The 22,865-nt window shown below is 45.4% G+C and carries 12 protein-coding genes; 2 read left to right on the top strand and 10 right to left on the bottom strand.

The genetic code is table 11. The features are described from left to right. Positions 1–130: 130 nt before the first annotated feature. The 6 genes from ACFVS2_RS27365 to ACFVS2_RS27340 form a co-directional block, all read right to left on the bottom strand. Entirely contained in the window at positions 131–5,347 is a 5,217-nt protein-coding gene (locus tag ACFVS2_RS27365; protein ID WP_390239542.1) for an Ig-like domain-containing protein, read from the bottom strand. 233 nt (positions 5,348–5,580) lie between these two features. Next, positions 5,581–6,108: a hypothetical protein gene (locus ACFVS2_RS27360; RefSeq protein ID WP_390239541.1), complete on the bottom strand. Its 528-nt coding sequence runs from the start codon at positions 6,106–6,108 to the stop codon at positions 5,581–5,583. Further along, positions 6,089–7,873, bottom strand: coding sequence for a sensor histidine kinase (locus tag ACFVS2_RS27355; RefSeq protein ID WP_390239540.1), 1,785 nt, complete (start codon positions 7,871–7,873; stop codon positions 6,089–6,091). The genes ACFVS2_RS27360 and ACFVS2_RS27355 overlap by 20 nt, the downstream gene beginning before the upstream one ends. Next, a complete protein-coding gene (locus ACFVS2_RS27350) occupies positions 7,870–8,550 on the bottom strand; it encodes a response regulator transcription factor (protein ID WP_390239539.1) in 681 nt (226 codons plus the stop codon). Before ACFVS2_RS27350 ends, ACFVS2_RS27355 begins: the two co-directional genes overlap by 4 nt. A 269-nt stretch (positions 8,551–8,819) precedes the next feature. Next, entirely contained in the window at positions 8,820–11,390 is a 2,571-nt protein-coding gene (locus tag ACFVS2_RS27345) for a winged helix-turn-helix domain-containing protein (RefSeq protein WP_390239538.1), read from the bottom strand. Positions 11,391–11,630: 240 nt separating this feature from the next. Next, positions 11,631–12,749 carry a hypothetical protein gene (locus ACFVS2_RS27340; RefSeq protein ID WP_390239537.1) on the bottom strand — a complete coding sequence of 373 codons (1,119 nt, stop codon included), beginning with the start codon at positions 12,747–12,749 and terminating at the stop codon, positions 11,631–11,633. 136 nt (positions 12,750–12,885) lie between these two features. On the opposite strand from ACFVS2_RS27340, the gene ACFVS2_RS27335 reads away from it, so the two are divergent. Further along, the gene (locus tag ACFVS2_RS27335; protein WP_390239536.1) at positions 12,886–13,959 is read left to right on the top strand and encodes an RDD family protein; all 1,074 of its coding nucleotides are present in this window, start codon (positions 12,886–12,888) and stop codon (positions 13,957–13,959) included. A gap of 94 nt (positions 13,960–14,053) precedes the next feature. Here ACFVS2_RS27335 and ACFVS2_RS27330 read toward each other — a convergent pair whose 3' ends face one another. The 4 genes from ACFVS2_RS27330 to brnQ form a co-directional block, all read right to left on the bottom strand. Continuing rightward, the gene (locus tag ACFVS2_RS27330) at positions 14,054–16,375 is read right to left on the bottom strand and encodes a S9 family peptidase (protein WP_390239535.1); all 2,322 of its coding nucleotides are present in this window, start codon (positions 16,373–16,375) and stop codon (positions 14,054–14,056) included. A 203-nt stretch (positions 16,376–16,578) separates the two neighbouring features. After that, positions 16,579–18,171, bottom strand: coding sequence for a sensor domain-containing diguanylate cyclase (locus tag ACFVS2_RS27325; RefSeq protein WP_390239534.1), 1,593 nt, complete (start codon positions 18,169–18,171; stop codon positions 16,579–16,581). Between the two features lie 178 nt (positions 18,172–18,349). Beyond that, a complete protein-coding gene (locus tag ACFVS2_RS27320; protein WP_390239533.1) occupies positions 18,350–18,997 on the bottom strand; it encodes a 2OG-Fe(II) oxygenase in 648 nt (215 codons plus the stop codon). A 210-nt stretch (positions 18,998–19,207) separates the two neighbouring features. Further along, positions 19,208–20,554 (bottom strand): branched-chain amino acid transport system II carrier protein, encoded by a 1,347-nt coding sequence (gene brnQ / locus ACFVS2_RS27315; protein WP_390239532.1) that lies wholly within the window; start codon positions 20,552–20,554, stop codon positions 19,208–19,210. 777 nt (positions 20,555–21,331) lie between these two features. Between brnQ and ACFVS2_RS27310 the strand changes: the two genes are divergently transcribed. Beyond that, complete coding sequence (locus ACFVS2_RS27310; RefSeq protein ID WP_390239531.1) at positions 21,332–22,810, top strand: hypothetical protein; 1,479 nt, start codon at positions 21,332–21,334, stop codon at positions 22,808–22,810. The last annotated feature ends 55 nt before the right edge of the window (positions 22,811–22,865 follow it).

Raw genomic sequence — 22,865 nt, 5'->3', positions numbered from 1 at the left:
CCCAAAAAAAATAGCGCCTACCATGATGCTAGTTGCAAAAGCAATGAGTGCATTTTCCATATTTCTTCACCTTTTAAACAGAATGGAAAAGAGGCTGCCCTCCACAGTAGATCGAACAGCCTCTTTTCATTTACCTGACCGTAATGTTAATTGTAATGGTCTCGCCGCCGTATTCCACAGTAATGGTTGTTTTACCAGTTTCCAGTGCGGTCACGATACCATTTTCTACGGTCGCAATCTCAGGATCTTTCACTGTCCATTCAGCATCCTTGGTGATGATCTCCTCGTATCTATTTTCATAGACCGCATACAGGACGATCTCTTCAGTATTGTCTGCCTTCAAGCGCAGTGAAGAGCGCGATACTCGCAAGTTTTTCACTTTCTTTTCCTCTACGACGAGCACACGATTGGTTACCTTTTTACCGCCATATTTCGCAGTAATGACAGCCTTCCCTTCAGCCAGCGCTGTCACTTTTCCCTCTTTTGTTACTTCGATGATCTCTTCGTCGCTAGAGGACCAAGCTGCTTTCTCTGTCACCTCTTCAGTGTTCTTGTCACTGAAGACGGCTGTCAGCGTTAGCTGCTTTTCATCATCGACTTCCAGCACCAAATCCTTGAAGGAAGTCGTCAACGAACGAATCGTTTTCTTAGAAACCGTCACCGGAATCTCCAGTTCCTCGCCCATATAGCGAACGGTAACGATGTCTTCTCCCTCTTCTTTGCCTGCTGTAATGCGGCCCTGCTTGACGGTAACCAACCCGTTTTCTGTGTCGTATTCCACATTTTTGTCTCTCGTGATGTCTTTGCGTTTTTTGCCTTCTACCTTATAGAGTCGTAAGGTCGTGGTTACTCTTGGCTTAATCCAGAAGGACGGTTCGTCTGTTTCCAACTGGAAGGTAGCTATTTCCTTAACGGTTACTTCCACCGAATCGGTTTTCTTCCCGTCCTCTGTCGTCACTGTAATCGTCGTAGTCCCAGGAGCTACTGCCGTGATCTTGCCTTCCTCATCTACCTCGACGATTTCAGCGTCACTGCTTTCCCACTTGACTCGTTTGTTGGAGGCATTCGCTGGTTTTACAGTGGCACGAAGGCTTTCTGTATCGCCAACACGCAGCGTCAGCTCCTCTTCCTCCAACTCAACTCCGGTGACCGGCTCTCCTATTTCCTTAACAGTTACTTTCACCGAATCGGTTTTCTTCCCGTCCTCGGTCGTCACTGTAATCGTCACAGTTCCCGGAGCTACCGCTGTGATCTTGCCTTCCTCATCTATCTCGACGATTTCAGCGTCACTGCTTTCCCACTTGACTCGTTTGTTGGAGGCATTCGCTGGTTTTACAGTGGCACGAAGGCTTTCTGTATCGCCCACACGCAGCGTTAACTCCTCATCCTCTAACTCAACTCCGGTGACCGGCTCTCCTGTTGGCGGATTTGACACATATAACTCAATGGAATCATCCAGTTCGACCGTGTTTCCTGCCAGGTCGCGAAGCTGGATCAGAACTTTTTTCGTGCCATTGCCATACGTCAAGCTCCACGGTACCGTTCCCGTCACTTTTTCCCAGCTGCTCCACTTGCCTTGGTCATTGGAGATGCGCATCTCTACATCTCCCAAATTGTCCGTAGCAGTAACATGCAGTCTCACGCTGGTAGAGTTGGTTAGACGATCATCATTGTTGATGACGAACGTTCCCGTTGGTGCTGTCTTATCCAAAGTAAACGTGATCTTGGTTTCGTTTCCGGAAGCATCTACGACCCGCAGTTCATGCTTGCCTTCACTTGTTACCTGGTCACCACTTGCGAACGGAGCACTATTCAACGTCGCAGTTCCTTCATTGAAGGTGATGGTCACGTCATCTTTGTAAATGCCCTTGTCCTCGACTCCTGTAACAACTGGCGCATCTGCATCCAGCTCGATCGTATCGGAAACGGTTGTGATGTGCCCTGCCCTGTCTGTGATCTGCATCTCGACAGTCTTGGTTCCATCACCGGACTTCAACTGCCATGCTTTGGTCGTAGTTACTGCCTCCCAATCGCTCCAGTCGTTGTCACCATTTGCGAAGCGGATCTGTACAACGCTCGTACTGTCGTTCGCTGTGATGGCGAGCGTAACATCACGGGACTTAGTGTAATTGTCTCCGTTATTGATCGTGATGGATCCAGTCGGCGCCACCACATCGAGTTCAATCGTATCACTTAGCTTTGTGACGTTCCCCGCTTTATCCCGCAGCTTGACATAGACCGTTTTGGTGCCGTTTGTACTGCCATCAGCCAGCTTCCATGCTTTTGTCGCTGTGACTCGCTCCCACGTACCCGAATTGTCATCCGCGTTAGAGATTGCCATCTCGATGTCGTCTGAATTTCCTGACGCAGTGAGTTGCAGCGTAACATCTTCTGTTTTTGCAAATTCGGCTCCGTTATCGATGCTGAGCGTTCCAGTCGGTGGTGTTTTATCCAGCGTGAAACGAATCGTCGTGCGATTTTGTGCCTCGTCTGTTACGACTAGTTCATACGATCCTTCCGCACTGACAACAGAACCGCTCGTAAACGGATTGCCGTTCAGTAATGCTGTTCCCTCGTTGAAGGTAATCGTTACGTCGCTCGCATAGACACCATTCTGGGCGACTCCTGTAACAACTGGTCCATCTGAATCCAGCGTGACTTGCTTTTGAAGGGCAATTTGGTTTCCGGCCGGATCTCTCAGCTCGAGATAGACCGTTTTGGTTCCATTCGCACTATTCAGATCCCATGGAATGTCACCTTTTGATGGTGCCGCTTTCCAATCGCTCCACGTCAGGTTGTCATTGGACAAGCGCATTTCCACACCATGAGCATCAGCCGACTCCACACTCAAGGTAACTTTGCTCGTGTTGGTATGCGACTGACCTTGATTGATCTCAAAAGCACCCGTAGGGTTGGTCATATCGAGTGTGATCTCATCGGTAAAGCTAGCAATATTCCCTGCTTTGTCCTTTACTTCCATGTAAACCGACTTGGTTCCGTCCCCAGTCGGCAAGGTCCACGCCTTTGTTGGAGTCAGCGCTTCCCATGAAGTCCAATTGGCTGGATCACTCGTATCATGGGAAAAGCGCATCTCTAGATCATTACTGAAATCGGTAACGGCAATTTGTAATGTGGTTGCAAGTGAATTGGTATAATTGGCGTCACCATTGATCTTGAGACTGCCTGACGGTTTTGTTTGATCAATCGAAAATGCAAGCGATGCTGTATTGCCCGCTTCATCCGTGACAATCAACGTATAAGCGCCATCCTCATTGACGATTTCTCCGTCAGCTATCGTCTTTCCGTTCAAGGTCGCCTTTCCTTCGTTGAAGCTGATCGTGACACTCTGATTGTACAGCTTGTTGTTCTCAACCCCTGTGACAGCAGGTGCAACCGTATCGAGTGTAATCGATGCCTGTAAATCATGGGGGTTGCCAGCTTCGTCGATCAACTGTAGATAGACCGTTTTCTGTCCATCCCCATTTGTTAGCTTCCAAGCCTTGGCGGTCGCCACATCCTCTAGCGCACTCCAGCTGATGTTATCGTTGGACAGCTTCATTTTCACCTTGCTGGAAACGTCAGTGGCATCGATTTGCAAAGTGACATCTTGGTTATTCGTATGGGTGGCTCCGTTATTGATTGCAAGAGTTCCAGTAGGCGCGGTTTTATCTAGGGTAAAAGTTACCGTAGTCGTATTCCCCGCTGTATCCGTCACTACCAGCGTATACCTGCCCTCCACACTCACCTTTGTGCCGCTGGCAAAAGGAGCACCATTCAATGTTGCTGTGCCATCATCGAAGACAGGTGCGACATCTGCCGTGTAGAAGCTGCCATTCGCAACCCCCGTCACAACAGGTGGCGTTTTGTCTAACTCGATGGTATCCGATGTCGTAAACAGATTCCCTGCACCATCACGGAACCTCGCGTAGACCGTTTTTTGTCCGTCTCCACTAGCCAAGTTCCATTCCAGCTTGTTATTGGCAGGGATTGGCAGCCAACTGCCTGTAAAGTTGTTATCATTCGACAACATCAGTTCTACCAGGCCGTTCGCATCACTACCCTGAATGGTAAGCTCTACCTTTTCTGATGAAGTGGCTACGTTCCCATTATTGATCTCGATGGTCCCTGCCGGAGGTATCGTATCCAGCACAATGCTATCCTGCACTTGCAGGACAGTTCCTGTTCCGTCACGCAGCTCCATGAAGACCGTTTTGGTTCCTTCTCCTGTTGTGAGAGTCCACGTCAAAGGTGTCACAAACGACTTCCATTCGCTCCAAGGACCACCTTCCACATTCGTCAAACGGTACTCGGGCTTGGCCGCGTCGGGATCATCATGGGTCATGGTGAGCGTCACATTTGCTGAATTCGTAATCGCAGCACCGCCATTGATGGTAACCGACGCTGTCGTAGGTGGTTCATTTACATCTGTCACCTGGATGGTCATCGTCTTGGTAAAGATATTGCCAGCCGAGTCTGTTGCGGTGATCGGTACATAGTAAGTCGACTTCGTTTCAAAATCAAATTTTTCCGTTGCCTTCAGTTGATTTCCCTCAATAGTAAATGGCACCGGATTGTTTAGAATGCTGAACGTAACGGTTTCCCCTTGATCAGGATCTACTGCCGAAAGCGTACCAACTACCGCTCCTATTTGATTGTTTTCAGGAATCGAATGGGACGATAAGAGGATATCGGTTGGTGGAGTGTTAGCAGCATAAGTGATTTCTAGCTGAGATGCGAAGCTGGGATTTATTTTGTCGTAAAAAACGATTTGAGGCTGATACAAAGGTGGAACTGGCGGCGCAGTTTGTCGTCCTCTTAAAACAAAGGTAGCTTTTTTGTCTGGAATCTGGCTCTTAACAAAGCTGGTTACATCAAACGATTTCCACCCTGTGAAATTATTGGGAAGCATCTCATTTGCTATGATTCTTTCATGATGCATAGGTATCGTCACCGTAGAATCATCGTTCCAGCTGTCATCAAGCGAGCCCCATAGATCAATAAAGGGCATATCTCCGCCTGTTGATTCTACCTTATGCACATAAATTTTCAGGTTGGCGGACTCAATTTTCTTCTCACTTTTCACGCCGCTCAGGTCAAAACGCAGGGCAGTATTCGCAGCCCCATAGTCCCCGCCAGAGTCTCGCGCATAGCCGACGATCAACGCGTTCGGAATCAATTCATACTGTATTCCATCTGGATAGGCACCAGACGCATCCACGAACTTGTCTGCCTCTACTCGAATCACATCTGTAAGACCGGCTGCATTCACTTTTTCATGAATAAACACAGGTTGGACAATTGCAAACAGCAAAGTAAATACCAACAACCGAGCAATCATTCTTTTCATCAATAACACTGTCCTCCTTCCTTCTTCATTTGAATTCCCCCTACTGTCGACACACTCCCCTAGCAAAACATCTAGGTGAAACAAAAATATGGTAACAACAGTCTTTTGCAAAAAATACTAACTAAAGTTATGTCTTTTCGTGATTATTTTCTTCCCAACAAAAAACCCCACCGTAAACATGTGCCAAACAAAATAAAAAGAACCTCAAAAATGAGGTTCCAATTGATCGGACGTTATTTAAGGGTTAGCTCCTTCTCCCATGTCTTTTCATTGCCTTGCTCATTTTGAAAGACCAAAATCAATTTCCCCTTTTCCCCCTTCAACTCATCCTTGTAGTAGAAACTGGATAACGACATGCTACCACCGATGACAAAGCGATTCTCACCAGGGTTACCTTCCATGTCGTTTTTGATCGCTTGCTCTGTCGTGGTTACGATGTCAGTTTTCTCAGACTTCCACTGCATGCTAGCTAATGAATAGCCGGCAGGTCGCTGTTCGATAAAGAAATCGAAGCTATTTCCCTCGATGGGTTTCGGTTCCTGGTCGACCACGACGAGAATTTCTTTTTCCTGCTGTTCTGCGGCCATGTCTTGTGCAACGTTCTCCGGTTGTTTCTCCTTGTTTTCTTTGTTTTCCTGAGGAACTTGCGGCGACACTTGACCAGTCGATTCTGAAGGAAGCGGTGTGCCACAAGCACTAGTAACAAGTGATAGGACCAATACAGCCAGTAAGCTTTTCATATTATTCTTTTTCAGATTCATTGTCATTTCCACCTTTGTTTTCATTGTCAACTAACGTGAAGGAAAAAGCGACTCCATCCACGGTATTTTCCGCACCATAATCACTGCCATGCAGATCGAGGATATGTTTACAGATCGCCAATCCGAGACCCGTGCCGCCAGATTTCCGCCAGCGAGAGCTATCTACTCGATAAAATTGCTCCCATATCCGCGTTAGTTGATCCTCTGGGATGTGCGCTCCTTCATTTTCGATGCGAAACCGGATGCACTCCCGCTCGCTGGCCCCCGTTATCCGAATCTCACTTGATGGATTGGCGTGCCTGACTGCATTGCCGAGCAAATTCACGATCACTTGCTCGATACGTCTTGGATCTGCCCATACGTTGATCTCTTCAGGTAAGGCGAGCCTTAGTCGTACCTGCTTGTTTGCCAGCTGTAGTTGAAAGGAAGCGGCTACACGATCTATTACTTCCGATACGGGAAACGATTGTCTACGAAGCAAAATGGCTTTGGCTTCGAATTTGGACAACTCCAGCATATCCATAATGAGCTCGTTCATCTTGTCGACTTCGCTTAAAATGACGTCCATGTATCGCTCCCGCTTTTCATGTGCGACATCATCTTTTAACCCTTCCGTAAAGCCCTTCACAATGCCAAGCGGGGTCTTGAGTTCATGAGAGATGTTTGCAATCAATTCTTTGCGAAGCTGCTCCATTTTTTCCTTATGCTCTAGATCCTCGCGAAGAGTGACGTTGGCACTCGTCAGGTCTTTTAATGTCTGATCCAGCTTGCCGGCTAACGTATTCAGATGGCGAGAGAGCTCACCGAATTCATCCTGAGAATGAATCGAAGCAAGTTCTGTGAAGTCCAGATTAGCCATGCGTGAAGCGGAATGACTCAGCGTAACTAATGGTTTCGTGATGATCTTCGAAAAGACAAAGGACAGCAGCAGTAAGATGACGAGGATGACTGGTGTTGCGTAGAAGGAATAGCTGGTTAGCATACTTATTGCATCGCTCACAGGTTGCAGTGTCGTCACCGCTATCATGTACATCGCCTCGCTATGATAGGAGAACCGATGAATGACGATGGCATAGTTTACACCACTCCACGGATCAGTCCACTTCCGCTGGATGAATGATCCGCTTTTCATCTGTGTAATCTCTTCGGATTGCTGCGTCAGCCATGATCCGATTTGATCCTCTACGAGAGAATCCTGATAAAAAGGGTTATGTGCCCGCTGCTGACTAGGTAGCATGAGGTCAGAAATGACACCCGTAACCCGGGTTAGTCCTTTTTCGGATACATTTGTGGATGGACTTTGTCTTGCTATCTGTATCGGCTTCATGATCGTGTCGTTCTCATCCATAAAGATTCCGTCAACGGTAATCGTGTCTCCCACATGGAGTCCTTCAGGGAGCTCGGTGCTCGTCATTTCTTTTAACGGTAAGGTAATCACTTGATTTTGATTTGCTACGTTTACTTTGAGAAAATAGGGATCGAGATTCATTTGCCTAAGCTGCTCGTTTGCGATCGCAAAGCTGGCATCTGTACGATTCATCAATGTTCCAACCAGCCTATCCAGCTTGTGCTTGCCTGGAGGGAGTTTGGCGTACTCATCTGGGAAAGATGCCATTGCTTCCGAGAGCTCGCTTACTTTCGCATTTAAATAAAAGCGCTCAAAGAAAAACTTTTCCCCGATCAATATCAAAGCGTAGAGCAAAAAGACAAAAACAAAAGTGGCGGCAAATAATTTTGTCACAACGTTTAGTCGAAGGCGTTTCATCGTTTTGCCTCAAACTTATATCCAAAACGAATCATCGTCTGAATCAGATGCTGCTCTGTATCCAGCTTGGCACGCAGTTTTTTCACGTGGGTATCAACCGTACGATGGTCGCCAAAGTAGTCCATCCCCCAAACCCCATTCAATATGCTATCTCGGGACAAGACCGTCCCTTCATGCTTAATGAAGAACAGAAGCAGCTCATACTCTTTTGGTGTCAATGAAATCGGGGAGCCCGCAATCGTAACGGTGTGAGCTCGTTTGTTTACCGTCAATGCTCCAAACTGAGCGATATCATCTCCCCTCCCGATGCTCCCCTCTGCCCTTTTCATCAGAGCTTTGGCACGGGCCACTAATACTTTTGGGCTAAACGGTTTGGTGACATATTCGTCCGCGCCAAGCTCAAAACCCATCAACTGGTCATCGTCGTCTACTCTTGCTGTAATGATCATGATGGGAATGTCGGATTGTTGGCGGATTTTTCTGCACACCGACCAGCCATCCATCTCGGGCATCATAATATCTAGTACAACTAAATCGACAGGGTGCAGAGCGAAAAGCTCCATCGCCATTTTACCGTGTTGCGCTTCGTACACTTCCCAAGCTTCTTTTTTAAAATAATCCGATACAAATTCACGTATGAGCTCGTCGTCCTCTACGAGTAACACTTTCCGTTTCATTTCCGCACTCCTTACTCGTGGTTGTGCATTTATTGCATAGATTACCAGTCTATCGTGAAATTTACGAATCCTTTTCTCACCGTCGCCATTCCTATGACCACCAACCTTGTTATTACAAGATGAGTATAGATGGCTGATGTGACCGTTGTGTGTACATGAGATGGATTTGCAAAGAAAACAAACACCCGAAAATAGCTGAGGCCACTGAAAACATGCAAAACAAGCCTTAGAATCGATTCTAGAGGCTCGTTTTGCTTTCGTTATTTTGTCTAATGGTCGATCTCACTTTCTCTTAATCTGACGATGGCTTGTGCCCGATTTTTCACCTGGAGCTTGCTAAAAATTTGATGCACATGCCCTTTTACCGTTCCCAGTGTGAGATGCAGCTTGTCCGCAATCTCCGAGTTGGATAACCCTTCACCGATCAGTGCCAGCACTTCCGACTCTCTTTCCGTCAATTTTTCCAATGCAGGGGATACCCGAATTTGAATATCGAGCGTAGGAAATTCCTTCTCTACACTTTTAAGCAGCATCGAAAGATAAGCCATCTCTTGCTTGGATACGTTTTTGCTTTTATAGAGCGAATAGAGCATTTTGGCAACGCCAGGGCCTTCATCCAAAAAAGTGCGTACATAGCCTTCTGGTGCGGCTAACGTCACCGCCATGCGCATACACGCCATCGCTTCATGATGCTGTTTTTGGATCATGTAAGCTTGGCTGAGCAGAATAAAGGCTTCAATCCGACTCCCGAGCCGATCCTTTATTTCCGCCTCATGCTTTAAGCTGGTTAGTAGCATGATGGCTGCACTGTCGTTTTTTAAATAGATATATACCCGGGCCAACGTCATTCGTTCAAATTCATGTCGGGAAGCGACAATATCGACATTCATTTTGGTGTAAAGCTCGGCCCATTTTTCTATTTCTTCCCGTCGATTTTCTTCGATCCATAATCGGACGCGGAATGTTTCTACAAAAGACATCCAATGGGGAGGCGCATCATGCTGGCGGCAGAGCGATGTGATTTCCTCCATGGCCAGCCACATCTCGTCGTTACGATGCTCTGCTTTTCTCCATCGGGCCAAAGTCAAATACACAGGGACCAATACGCCAAAATTCAAGGAGATGGTGCCTAACTGGATGGCTCGCGGTACGAAATATTTTAGCTGCTCAAAATCATTTTTCTCATAATAAAGCTCAGCCATCACGATGGAACCGTAGGCTAATATGCCAAGACCACTGTGCTTCCAGATCGCTCTTAATTTTGGATAGTATTCATTCACATTGGACAAATACCCGCTCAAGGCCACACGACTACGCAGCACGTACGGCTCATCTGAATTCAACTCTATGCCGACGATGAAGTAGCGGCTGAATTTTGGCTTCATTTGGACCGAATCTTCCATATATTTGAGGGAAAGGTCCACATTTCCCCGCATCACTTCGATATATCCCCGAAGCACACACATTTCTACTCGACAGTCGTCAAAGCTCCCATGATTGGTCCGTGTTGCTTCGTCAGCCAATTGAAGGAGGATTTCCGCCTGATCAATTTCGTTGGATACAGCATGCAGCCAAGCAAAAGCAATGCACAGCTCAGGGTTGCATTCCAACCAGGACTTCTCAAAGTATTTCATCCATCTGCGCAGTGTTATATTTTCGTACTGTTTCAACATCCACGGCGCATGTGCGACGATCAAACGGCTCGCCCGGGTCCAATCTTTTCCGAGAAACGCATGCTCAGTCGCCTCCATTATCCACCCGTGACTTTCAAACCAGCAGCTTGCAGAGATATGTAGGGCAGGAAGCAGTTCGTTATATGTTTTCCTTACATGGGAAAGCAGAAGTTCTGCGAACAAATGGTGATAACGATACCACTCATTTACGCCATCCAGCGCGATGACAAATGAATTCGTTCTCTCGAGCATGCGAAGGATGTCGTGAGCGTCCGGCTCTCCGGTAACGGCTGCGCATAGATCTCCTGTCAGACGCGGCAGTATGGACGTTTTCAACAAAAACATCTGCACCTTTTCAGGCAGTCGTTTCAATACTTCTTCCGTCAAATATTCTCCGACATACTTATCGTTACCGGAAAATTGATGAATGACCTTAGACGCTTCGGGCTTTCCTTGCATGGACAAGGCTGCTAACTGCAAACCAGCCACCCATCCCTCCGTTCGTTTGCTTAACGAGCCAATATCTTGTTCAGACAGACTCAGACCCAGTTGCTCATGGAATAAGCGTCGACACTCCTCCTCATTGAACCGAAGAGTGTCCGAGCCCAGTTGCTTCAACTGTTTCCGAACGCGTAGACGGTGAAGGGCAAAAGGAGGTTCCTCCCGCGTAATCAGGACGACATGCATATAGAAGGAAGCATGCTGGATCAGTGTCTGCAGTCCTTCATGAATGGAAGGTTCCTTAATGAGATGGTAATCGTCCAATACCAAATAAAAATCACGTTCAAACCCCGCAATTTCTTCGAGTAACACGGACATCAACTGCTCAGCAGAAGCCGTGTACTGTGGGTGGAGCACCGAGGAAGCTTCTTTGCCCAAGTCTTCCTGAGCCCTATCAATTGCCCTAGCAAAATATCGCCAAAAGCGCACGGGATCATTATCTGATTCATCCAGGGAGATCCAACCGGTCGGTTTGCCGGAATTTTGCGTCCATTGACTGACTGCTGTCGTTTTACCGAAACCGGCTGGCGCGCACACGAGAATCAATCTTGCATCTCCAGCGTCATCGATTTCTTTCAATATCTGATGTCGAAGTAACAAGTCCGAACCATACTTCGGAACATGAAGCTTGGTTGCGATAAGTGGACTGTACGTTAATAGATCCATACGCATCTCCTGCCTAGAAGTAAAATGACATTCATGAAGGAAACATGGAAAGTAGCCTTGCTATCGATGACCTGAAGCGCAATGAGGTTGGCTAACGGGGAAAAAAGTCTATAAAAAGATAGGAAATATTGCTCAGATTAAAGATACAGCAAAGTGATCTCTGAGTGGATATTTTTTTTATGAACGTTGCATCCAAACAGAGAAAAACCCGACCATTACAGATGTCGGGTTTACTTTGAGTCATCTAAGCATTCTGTTGATTCGTCTAGCTTCTATCGCGACTTTTTTACTGTACAGCCTTTTATCCTGTTTGAGTTGCAGCACCTTGGCACATTGGTGCGCCTTTCTCAAAACATTACTGCTGTAGTTGTTTGTCGATTTTAACATCTGGTCGGCCCAGTGGTACGCTTCTCTAGCCAAAGACTCGTCGCTGTCCTTTGCCATCAAGCTGATATCCAACAAGGTCTCGCTCAAACTTCTTCCCAAACCGGCACTCCTCCAGGAGGAAAAGAGTTTGAGCTCTGGCTCGCACTGCTTGATGCTGGCAAAAGCCTGAATCCAGTCCTGCTTGAGCAAATGGATTTCGGCCATTTTTAACCAAAGGAATACTTTGTCAAACGAGTCTTCCTGTTCCGGGAGATCCTGTGTGAGATAGTGAAGTGCCTTGTCGTACTCTTCCAATTGTTTTGCCTGATGATACAGCAGAGAATAATTCTTTTTGTCAGAGCCCAGCTGCTCTTCTAGCTTCTCCAGTAATTTTCTGGCTTCTGCCATGTTACCGAAATCGCTTGCTCTGTCCATTAACGTAATCAAGGACTCTTCCTCGCGATTGGCAGGGTAATTTCTAGCCTTGGATTGAAACCATCGCTCCATATGTTCAACCGTATACATCGTTTCCAGCTCCTCTTTCTTATCCTGAAAGAAAGAGCTGATTCGGTACAGGTCGTTCTCTTCGATGTACGTGATCGCCTCTTCAATCCCCGCCGAAATGACATACTCGGTGTCAAAGCCATAGTAGGTATCAAAATTGCTTAATTTTGCCTGCTCAAACAGCGGGATATAATTAACATCCTTAAACTTCGCCAATAAATAAGCCACGATGTCCATGGATTCATGTAATCCCTGATAGGGATGGGACTTATGCATCTCAATCTCTTGGCTCATCAAATAGTGCAGGAACTCCTTGTCTGCTTCTGTCACAGTCTGATCGTATTGAAGCTGAACGATCAGCGCGTATCTTTTCAGCCCGTTCTCGTCATAACCGTATGCATCCTTACACTTGCTATAGGCAAAAGAGCCCCAGCGGTCTTTGGAATGTTTGATCACTGGCAATTGCTCGGGTATTTGGTGGATTTCCATATGTAATTCTCCTCTCCCTGGAATGGGACGGCAGCGCCTTGCTCATCTTTTTCCATTCTAATCGTCTACAATTGACAATACAATTTTCAAAGTGGTTAAATGTAATATGTTTACATTTTTCAGGAGGTGCACAAAATTGGAGCAACAACCGCCATCACCATTGGTACCGACAGAGTTTTCTCCTCTTCCCCAGCAAGAGCCACCAAAAAACATGGGAGATTTATCGAAATCGTACGACAGGGCAACGATTTTTTTCACGAGATGGGGAGCCCATGTTCTTGATCATATTCTTCTCGCTTGTTTTCTAATCGGATTGCTCTCACTTGGGGTTTCCATTGATAAAGTCGCTAACGGTCTCTACTTCTTCATCCTAGCCGCCATTATCCTATGTTCTTATTATGTACTGTTAGAAGGACTTACCGGATATACGATCGGAAAATTTACGTTCCGCATCATTGCTGTCAATGCGGAAGGACGACCACCCGGGTTATGGAAATCATTTATTCGTTCCCTCATTCGTCTATTCGAAGCAAATGTATTTCTTATAGGCGGGTTGCCAGCCGGAATCAGTGTGTTGGCTTCCGACAAAAGACAACGGTTAGGCGATCTAGCAGCGAATACATACGTCGTGAAAGTGAAGGATCTGAACAACGTCAGCAAAAAGCAAACAACCGTACTCGCTGTTGTCTTCTCCATCGTAGCTGTTTTATCCATCATTGGTATGATTTTTGGGATAGTCGATCTCGCATCAAGAACGCCTACCGAAGAAATTTTCTATAGCAAGGATAAAAAGTTTCAAATAACAGCCCCTTCGGATTGGGGCAAGGATTCAGCCCTCCACGATGAAGCTGGTTTACAAATCTCCAATCGTTTTAGCGAAAAGTATGTATTGGTGCTGTCAGAATCGAAGCAGGATCTAGACAGTTCATTCACGCTTCAAGATTATACCCAAGTCATTGAAGCAAACCTTCAAGAGGGTGTAGAAAATGTATCCGTAGATAAACAGATTCGTACTGTAGTCGACAACCAGGTGGCCATCCAATTCAATGCCAAAGGCGAAGTAGACGGCATTAAGGTCGCTTATATTGTGACATTGGTCGAAACGCCTACACATTTTCATCAAATCATGGCTTGGACAGAAGAAAAAAGGTTTGATTCCCTCAAGCAAGAACTGCAAAAGGTCAGTGCAAGTTTTCGCGAGGTAAAATAGCGACTGCCTTCTCCGTGGTTTCAATAAAAAATGAAAAGAGGAGCTCTTCTTAGGGCTCCTCTTCGCACTTCTCCGTTTTCTTTCCACTCACATGCTATTTCTCTATCGGCTCTTTATCACTGGCCTTTTTGTTGGCTATTTGATTTCCCCACGGAGGTTCTGTTCTCATCAAGTGCCTTACAAAATAATCCCATTTTCTGCGAATAAAGTAAGGCTCCAAAGAAAAGCCGTGATGTCGGTTGGGCAATAGCAGCATGTCAAAATCTTTGTCCGCTTTAATCAGCGCATCCGCCATCCGAATCGTTTGGGATGGATGCACATTTTCATCCATATCTCCGCTCACCAGTAAGAGCTTTCCTGTCAGATTGGCTGCCAGACGCGCATTGTCTTGATCCCTGTACAAGTCCGGATCATACAGACCTTGATAGCGTTCTGCCCATGCTGCTATATACAGTCGTTGATCATGATTACCACACGCGGAAACCGCAGCCTTGTAAAACTCAGGAAATGAGAGCATGGCCCTTGTCGAAGCATAGCCTCCCCCTGACGAGCCCCAAATGCCTACCCGATCAACATCCACATATGGGTAGCGCTCAGCCAATTGCCTTACCGCTGTCACATGGTCAAGCAAACCTCCTGCTTCCTCCAATTTTCCGTTCGAGATATCATGGAACCATTTGGAGCGATAAGGTGTCCCCATTCCATCTAAGATCAATACGATAAAACCCAACTGCGCCAATGATTGTCCACCACCCAGCGGGTCATGGCTTCGACCTGGATCGAGCGCGAAAGCTTTCGGCGTATTGATGATCTGAGGTCCCCCGTAAATGTAATCTACGACCGGATACTTGCGTGAAGGATCAAACGGGAATGGACGCAGCATCACCCCATAAAGATCGGTCACACCGTCTCGTGCTTTGACGGTAATCCTTTCTGGAAATTGGTACCCCATCTCGAGCAGCATTTCCACATCAGCGTGCTCCAATTCGCGAATTAAGGTGCCATCTATCGAGCGGAGAACAGAAACAGACGGCAAATCAACTCGCGAAAACGTATCGACGAAATACTTCATAGTGGGAGAAAACACAACATCATGTTCTGCATCTTCTGGCGTCAGCAACGATAGATCCGTTCCATCCAGGCGAACACGATACAGGTGTTGATAATAAGGATCTCGCCCCGCTTCTAGCCCCCCTCCAGTGATATACACCCATCCCTGCTGCTCGTCCACTGCCATCAATTTTCGTACCGTCCAGGAACCCGATGTGATCGCATTGCGAATTTCCCCCGTATTGCCATCGCAATGGTAGAGGTGGCTCCACCCATCACGCTCTGAGTGCCAGATGAACGAACCATCGGCCAATAACCGAATATTCGGATTAGACGCTCCGAGATTATGCAGGTCTTGGTTCAAAAACGTATCGCTTTCTTCCCGCAGTAGCGTGCAAACCTCACCGGAGCAAGGATCAGCTACGGAAAAATCGACAGAGCGGGCATCACGGGACATCCGGGCGAAATAAACCTGTTTACTGTCGGCTGACCATCCGGCCATTTGCATCCCCGGAGTGAGGGGTGAGACTGGACATGCCAGTAAAGGCTCGCTTTCAATTTGGACTGTGGTTCGCCTTTCCAAATCACAGACAACCAGCTCTGCCAACGGTACGTGTGGATCGCCAACCAGTGGATAACGGTACGAGTGCAGTACCGGCCTTACTTCTTCGCCCTTCGGAACCGATTGAATCAGATGCAAATTGCGCACCTTTCTTTGGTCAAGTCGATGGGTCAACAGCATCTTGGAATCAGGGGACCAAATGACCACTGGAGGGAGCTTCATGTTTGCCAATCGCTCCGCCACCGTCGAGAGTCGACATTCAGGTTGGGTTCCGTAATCATAGTAAGCCTTGCCGTCGCGGGTCAGCCTGATACGCTTTCCGGTTTCGAGTGACCGAACATACAAGTTATGATCATATACGAACGCCACCCATTTTCCATCTGGAGACGGCAGTTCATCCATCGACGGCTTATCAACATGATCTATGGGCTTGCAGCTGTATTCCTGTAAATCACAGATCCAGACAGTACCGCCCACCTTAAACTGGAATGACGATCCATTCTCGGTAAACAAAAGTTCCCCAAGTGGCAATGTTTCTGCGCTATACGTTTCTCCTGCCCTTCTTGACAAACAGACGGCTAATCGTGCGTGATCGAATGCTGGCTGACTCGTATTCTGTTCAGCATCCACGATCACATATTGCCTACCAGTACCCTTTTCCAAACGGATTTCACGGATGTACCAGAACTGATTCCCGCTGATCCAGTTTGGCCTGAGAAAAGCATTGAATACTGCGTCGTAATAATTGGCAGGATGCAAGCGTTGTGCCCTCTCATACTGTTCCCCTGTGACAACATTCTCCATCTGAATCCCCCTCTTTCAAAGTGAGATACAAGAATCATGTGCTTCACATTTCCGAACGAGAAATTTACTTAATTATCCATTTGTTACATGCATATGTCAAAAGCGAGATAATATATCTCCGAATTTACTTTTTTAGCACCGAACAAATGATTTTTTTTCAAAAAGAAAGAGGCGATCTCTCGCCTCTTCGCTCCTCACATAGATTACTCCACTTCCGCTATCATTGTTTGGTTCCTACCCGATCTCTTCGCCCTGTACATGGCCTCGTCAGCTACATGCATCAGATCTTCAGCCGAAACAGCATGGGAAGGATAGTGCGCAATGCCTTGTGACACGGTCAGCGGCTGCCCGATTGGATTTGTACTTGTTTCTAAGGTATGGCGTATTCGTTCGGCCACCTGATAGGCCTCTTCCAAGCCAGCATGGGAAACAAGGACAACAAATTCCTCACCGCCAAAGCGACTGCTCACATCTTCTGGCCGAAGTGATGAAGAAATCATTTTTGCAAAATGTTTCAACACCTCATCTCCAGACTGATGACCATACGTGTCATTAATGGATTTAAATCGATCAAGGTCCATCATAATAAGAGAAAAGGGGATTTGCTCCATCATCCATTTTTGCATGGTTTCCTCGAGTGTTCTTCGGTTTGTTAGCCCTGTTAACGGATCTGTTCGCGCATCATGAGCCAACTGATCTGTCTGTTTTTTGATATCGTTTAATGTAAAGCGAATGGCTCGAGTTAACAGCTCAGCCTCTCGATTCCAATGCTGTTTACCTTCCGAGAACTCCACCTCTTCTCTACCTGCCTTGCTCACAAGATCGGCCAGGGATACGAAAGGTCTTGCTACTTTGCGCGCAAGTCCAATCACAACTAGCATTAATAGTAGAAAGGGAGGCAGTGTATACAACAAAACGCGTTGAATATCACGATTTACTTGTTCATAAACAACACTGATATTCGACACGACAACGACACCCCAGTCGTTCTCTGGAACTTTCACGTAGGCGGCCAATTCCGTCTGTCCCCTCAAGTTGACGATCTGTTCATAGCCACTTTGCCCTTGAGTGAGCTTGTACACGGCTGGATTGGCACTGATATCCTCTCCGATCCGACTTTCATCACGATGGAACAACAAATGACCGTTTGATCCTACGATGTAGAAAGATGAACCTAGCTCGTCCGTTGGGTTGCTCCCCAGGATCGTATTTAAAATGTTCTCTTCATGAAGATAAATCGTTCCCCCGATAAAACCACGGTAGATTCCGTCTTTATCAAAAATGGGTTCGCTAATAAGCAAAATGAGACGATTCGAATGTGCAGTGATATAAGGTACAGAAATATAGGGCTTTTTTAATGCCAGTACCTTTTTCCCCACTTCCATTTTCAAATATCTTCCTGCTGCACCAATTGATTCGGGAGACACACTTCGAACAAGCCCGGTTTCATCCACCACGATAATCGAATTAAAAAAGTTGTTTGTACGACGTATCAATTCAAGCTTCGAATGTATTTCATCTGCATCCATCGCGTGCATATCGGAAAAGATGCTCGCCGAATACTGTAAGCTACTCCGCATGGATTTTATCAAAGCGTCTATGGTGTGACTCATTTTGAGTGCACTTGTGTGATTTAAGGTCAACGTCGTGTGAATCAGTGCCTGTTTTTTGGATTGATAGAATGAGATAAGGAGAATGGTAACAGTCAGAACAACAGATAAAGAGACTAGTCCTGTTAATAGTGCCACCAGGCTAATCTTTTTCGAGTGGTTTGCTTTTTTTTGTAAGACAGGCATCGGATGCCCCCTTGTATTTAACATGAGAGATAATCAATAAATAAAAAATAGTCTAACACTTGTTAATATTCGTTTCAAGTATATAAGGAAGTTCGAGTAGCCGACTCTTGGCTTGTGGACATAAAGAAGCCACCTTTGTCAGGTGGTCGTTTCGCATATGTATTTGGGGATTCCTCCTCTAGGAGACCCGAAAGCTTTGTCTTCTCATCCACATCGTTGCAACCCACTTTTCCCCATGGATCACTTGTGTCCCTGCATGCAAAGTGAACTCATTTAATTCTTGATTGCTATAAAAATATTCAAAGTAGACAGCCATGCCTTTAGTAGGAAAAACAGATAAATGAAGCAAAGGGAACACGGTTTCTCCGCCTTGCTCCACATCATTCAAATACATCACGAGCGTACTAATGCGATTGTTGGTACTTGCTCGACTTGTTTCTGCAAAGAAATCATAATGGGGTTTGTATTCTTGGCCAGGGGTATATCGTAGAACTTGCAAGCCATCACCGTGCTCAATAGGAATGTTCATGATTTGAGAGATTCGCTTCTCGATTCTTGTAATCGTCTCCGTCTGCTCGCAGAACACCCCGCTGCTCGTCCGAATAGAATTGACTGAACGATCCTCCCCTATTTTTGAGCGTTGCAATCGTTCTTTGGAATGTTCGATTAGCTCATCGCATTCGCTATCGCTAAGCACATTTCCTAACACGACAACCAGTGGTTCCTCATACTTAGCAAGGATTCGAATCTCTCGGTCTTCTGTCTTGATCCTATTCCCAGTATGATCAAATATCGTCCGTTCTTTCTCTGTCGTGTGCCCTATCATCGTTATGCACCCCATATATATGACATCCATAGCAAAAAATAGAATACCATAAAATCGGTAACTTCAATCAGTAAACTTTAGAAAAATAAAAATATTTTTAACTATCGCTCGATGCTGATTGACTTATGAACAAAACCCGTCTCCTATATGGTAAGAGACGGGTTTGTAAAGCATCTTCTAAGTGGCATGTGTCTATGTGAAAAGTTAGATTCATGCCTCCTTCTGTTTTTGAACGTGATACGTATTCTTCCGGAATACACTGATCATGTATCCACATACCCCACCTATAAGAGAAGGCAGCAACCAGCCCAAGCCTACGTCATACAGTGGAAGGAACTGAGTAAAATAATGATGGACAACACTGTTTTCGACTCCAGCAGCCTTTAAGCCATCAAACAGACTAATCAGAAAAGTGAAAAGTAAACTTCCTTGATACACTTCTGGCCTGCCATTGAATGCTTTGTGCAGAAACGTCAAGAAGAGTAACGAGATCGCAATCGGGTACATAGTCATTAAGATCGGAACGGAGACCTTAATGAGTTGCGTTAATCCAATATTAGCAACAAGCGTACTAAATACAGACAAAATAACCGCGAATTTTTTGTAAGAAATCTTCGGAAACAATGAATGAAAAAAAGAAGAGCAGGCTGTAATAAGCCCTACACTTGTAGTCAAGCATGCCACTGTAATCATTAATCCCAATAAAACGGCACCATAAGAACCAAAGTAGTAATTCGAAACTTTCGCCAAAACTTCAGCGCCATTTTCCAAGTGGCCCAACTTTTCTACACTAGAGGCACCCATAAAGGAAAGCGCGGTATAGAAAAGAGCGAGAAGTAAACCGGCTATCATTGTTGCTTTTGCGCACGCAGCCAAAACTTGTTTTTTGGCAGTAACTCCTTTTTCTTTAATCGCATTCACGATGATCATTCCAAAAACAAAAGCTACAAGCGCATCCAATGTTAAATACCCTTCTTGAAAACCCTTGAAAAATACATCGGATGAGTAATCTGCTTGCGGGGCTTGAAGGGCTCCAATTGGATAAAGAATAGCCGTTACTGCAATAATTCCGATAAATGTTAATTTAATTGGAGTTAAGATTTTTCCGACTACATGGATAATTTTCATAGGATTGAGCGATAAGAAGCAGGCAATTGCGAAAAACAGGATGGTAAATAGAATCAGCGGTGCCGAACCTGCCTGTTCTGATAGAAATGGCTTTACCCCAATATCAAACGATACATTGCCGGATCTAGGTATCGCAAAAAACGGACCGATTGCTAGATATAAAACAATCGTGAATACCATTCCGAATACGGGGTGCACCCGACTGGCTAAGGAGCGCAAGTCGTCTTTTCCCGAATAAACAAAGGCTGTGATCGCTAGTAACGGTAACCCAACCCCTGTAACCAAAAAGCCTGCATTGGCTATCCATACATTTGTTCCTGCTAATTGGCCAAGCATTGGCGGAAAAATTAGATTACCCGCTCCAAAAAACAACGCAAATAACATGAATCCTATCGTAACTACAAAAGAAACTGGCGCTTTCTGTGACACAACAATCCTCCTATTTGTTCTCTATCTCTCATTCATAAATGTTCATTCAGATGGTAGGTTACCCAACCCTCATTTATTCATTTTGATACTATACTCTAAATAAACATTCTTTTCAAACATACATAACTCAAAGTACCGCTCCCCTCGTAAGAGAAAGACACTCCAATCGCTATGAGCTCAGTTACTCCAAGTTACCGGAAATCAAGCTTACACCCTGATACAGTTTACTACAAGCACCCCCAGTGTCGCAGCAGGAAGTACCTTCCCTGGAATAAGCCACCATTAATAGAATTTATATTTTTCAGAAAATATTTATTTTTCTTAACTTGAAATGAATTGTCAATTTTCCTTATAATTACAAATGAGCCTTTTGTTGATAAAAAGCTCATATAATTCCATCTCCATGGAAAGGAGGAGTAAACTCATGAAAAAGGTCGTAAAAGTAGCAGTAAACAAGAACAAACAAGTGCAAGAAATGAAAGCGTTGAAATGGCGCGTAGTTGTTGATGTTTGCTTGTAAGAGAGTCAAAAAGCATGCATGCTTTCCATAAAATGATAAAAACTAGGAAGGACGGGATTGCCCATGAAAAAGGTAGTGAAAGCACAACTTTCTAATAATCAAAACGTTCAAGGAATGAAATTGCTTCCCCTTCCAATTTTAACCATTGCATGTAGAATGTAATCAATTGTTCAAGAGCACCTCGTGTGCTCTTGAATTTTTTGCATAAAGTTCTCACTTTCCAGGCAGTAAGCAAACATGACGGGATGGTGCAGTTTATGAATCAAGCGCATTTGTTGGAAAGATATCATCAGTTGAGAGAGCTTGCCGAGGACGCAGACGCATGGCTGGAATCAGAGATCGGTTCCGATCTTTGGGTGGATGGAATTAACGTATTTTTAACGGTATCACCAGAGGATTTTATTGAGGGACTTGAGAGATTCGAGGCTAACTACGGTTTTAAGAACCATGGAATTGTAAGCGATATACTTCAATTTCAACGATATTGTAAAGAAGCATCCGCGGATGGTGAATTTCCTTTATATCAGGCTCTAGCAGTTGGGATGACCTGGTTACGCTTACAGCCTCAAATAAACGGCGGCTATTTCAACTTGCCTGTTCAAATTACCAATCACTCCATCGCTTTGTTGTTAAGCCCAACCTATTTAGCTGTTTGGGCACATAGTTACAATGAAGGGATTGGATTATACTTAGATTTACACTCGACGCTACCCACGTTATTCCGGCCAGAACATGGACGGATCTATCAAAATGCAGGATCGTATTTGGAGGGAAATCACATCAAGTTCCCTTTTCAAAATTACTTCCACGAAATTGCTCATATCCTCTTCTTCCATGACGTCTATCAACGTGTACTAGGGAGCGAAGACGAATGCAGAAGCTACTGGACACATATCGAAGCATGCATTTATGGTCTTGAGGAGCAGGTGCTAGCTGAAATGATGGAAGTGCAACCAGATTTGCATGCCATCGATGATGGATTCGGAAGTAGTAAAGGATTCGAGGATTTTATCTCTTATCGCTTTGGAATTCTTGGTGCTCAAGAGGATAGATCGATACCAAAAGACACGGTTCGAACGTACATCAAAAGAAACATGCAATTAGGCGAAGCGAATGAAAACATCCCTGATAATAGGGTAAAAGCGAGGATTCTTGCTAGTCATAAGCTAGATGAAGAACGATTAGAAGAGCTCGATACATACTGCAAGTCATTTGCTACGGCATTGCAGGTACATAGCTTGTGGGGAATCAAAAGCTATCAACGAAACTCGATTCCAGCGTTTCGTGAAGTGGTAGAGCTACTCTCTCCTGATGCGTACTGTCTGCAAAAACTCGAAGAATCTATGCGACCAGATTCATGGGGTACATTAGAGGATTTGTTATCGAAAAATCCGTTTGTTGAGATATGCTCTCAAACAAGAGAAAAGAATATTCAAGTATGGAACTGTCGAGATACCCTGTCTCGGTTGGCAGAAATGCGCGGATATTTGGCAAACGCGAATGAACCTGGTTATGGTGACACCAATCAAGAGCTATTTCAGATAGCAAATCGTTTAGCTAGAGTAATTCACGAGGAGAAACAAAAAGAGGGCCTGGAAGAGCAGCATGAGAGCCAGTACGTCGACATAAAACAAGAAATTAGCGAAACATTAAACCGAATGCCTAACGTGGAAGTACGCGATCATTTGCACAATCTTCTCTCCAAACCCTATTACTTTGTGTTAGAGCCTAATTAATAGCTGATATGAGTCAAAGACCGGCGATATTTACTATGTTGGTCTTTGTTTTTTT

This window comes from Brevibacillus sp. NPDC058079 (genome assembly GCF_042885155.1).
Classification (GTDB): Bacteria; Bacillota; Bacilli; order Brevibacillales; family Brevibacillaceae; genus Brevibacillus.
Note: the sequence above shows the minus strand (reverse complement) of the source record. Positions and strands in the feature narration are given on the sequence as shown.

Bases quoted from the DNA above. Each gene is read 5' to 3' on its own strand.
- ACFVS2_RS27365 (WP_390239542.1), bottom strand. From the start codon at position 5,347: ATGAAAAGAATGATTGCTCGGTTGTTGGTATTTACTTTGCTGTTTGCA.
- ACFVS2_RS27360 (WP_390239541.1), bottom strand. From the start codon at position 6,108: ATGAATCTGAAAAAGAATAATATGAAAAGCTTACTGGCTGTATTGGTC.
- ACFVS2_RS27355 (WP_390239540.1), bottom strand. From the start codon at position 7,873: ATGAAACGCCTTCGACTAAACGTTGTGACAAAATTATTTGCCGCCACT.
- ACFVS2_RS27350 (WP_390239539.1), bottom strand. From the start codon at position 8,550: ATGAAACGGAAAGTGTTACTCGTAGAGGACGACGAGCTCATACGTGAA.
- ACFVS2_RS27345 (WP_390239538.1), bottom strand. From the start codon at position 11,390: ATGGATCTATTAACGTACAGTCCACTTATCGCAACCAAGCTTCATGTT.
- ACFVS2_RS27340 (WP_390239537.1), bottom strand. From the start codon at position 12,749: ATGGAAATCCACCAAATACCCGAGCAATTGCCAGTGATCAAACATTCC.
- ACFVS2_RS27330 (WP_390239535.1), bottom strand. From the start codon at position 16,375: ATGGAGAATGTTGTCACAGGGGAACAGTATGAGAGGGCACAACGCTTG.
- ACFVS2_RS27325 (WP_390239534.1), bottom strand. From the start codon at position 18,171: ATGCCTGTCTTACAAAAAAAAGCAAACCACTCGAAAAAGATTAGCCTG.
- ACFVS2_RS27320 (WP_390239533.1), bottom strand. From the start codon at position 18,997: ATGATAGGGCACACGACAGAGAAAGAACGGACGATATTTGATCATACT.
- ACFVS2_RS27310 (WP_390239531.1), top strand. From the start codon at position 21,332: ATGAATCAAGCGCATTTGTTGGAAAGATATCATCAGTTGAGAGAGCTT.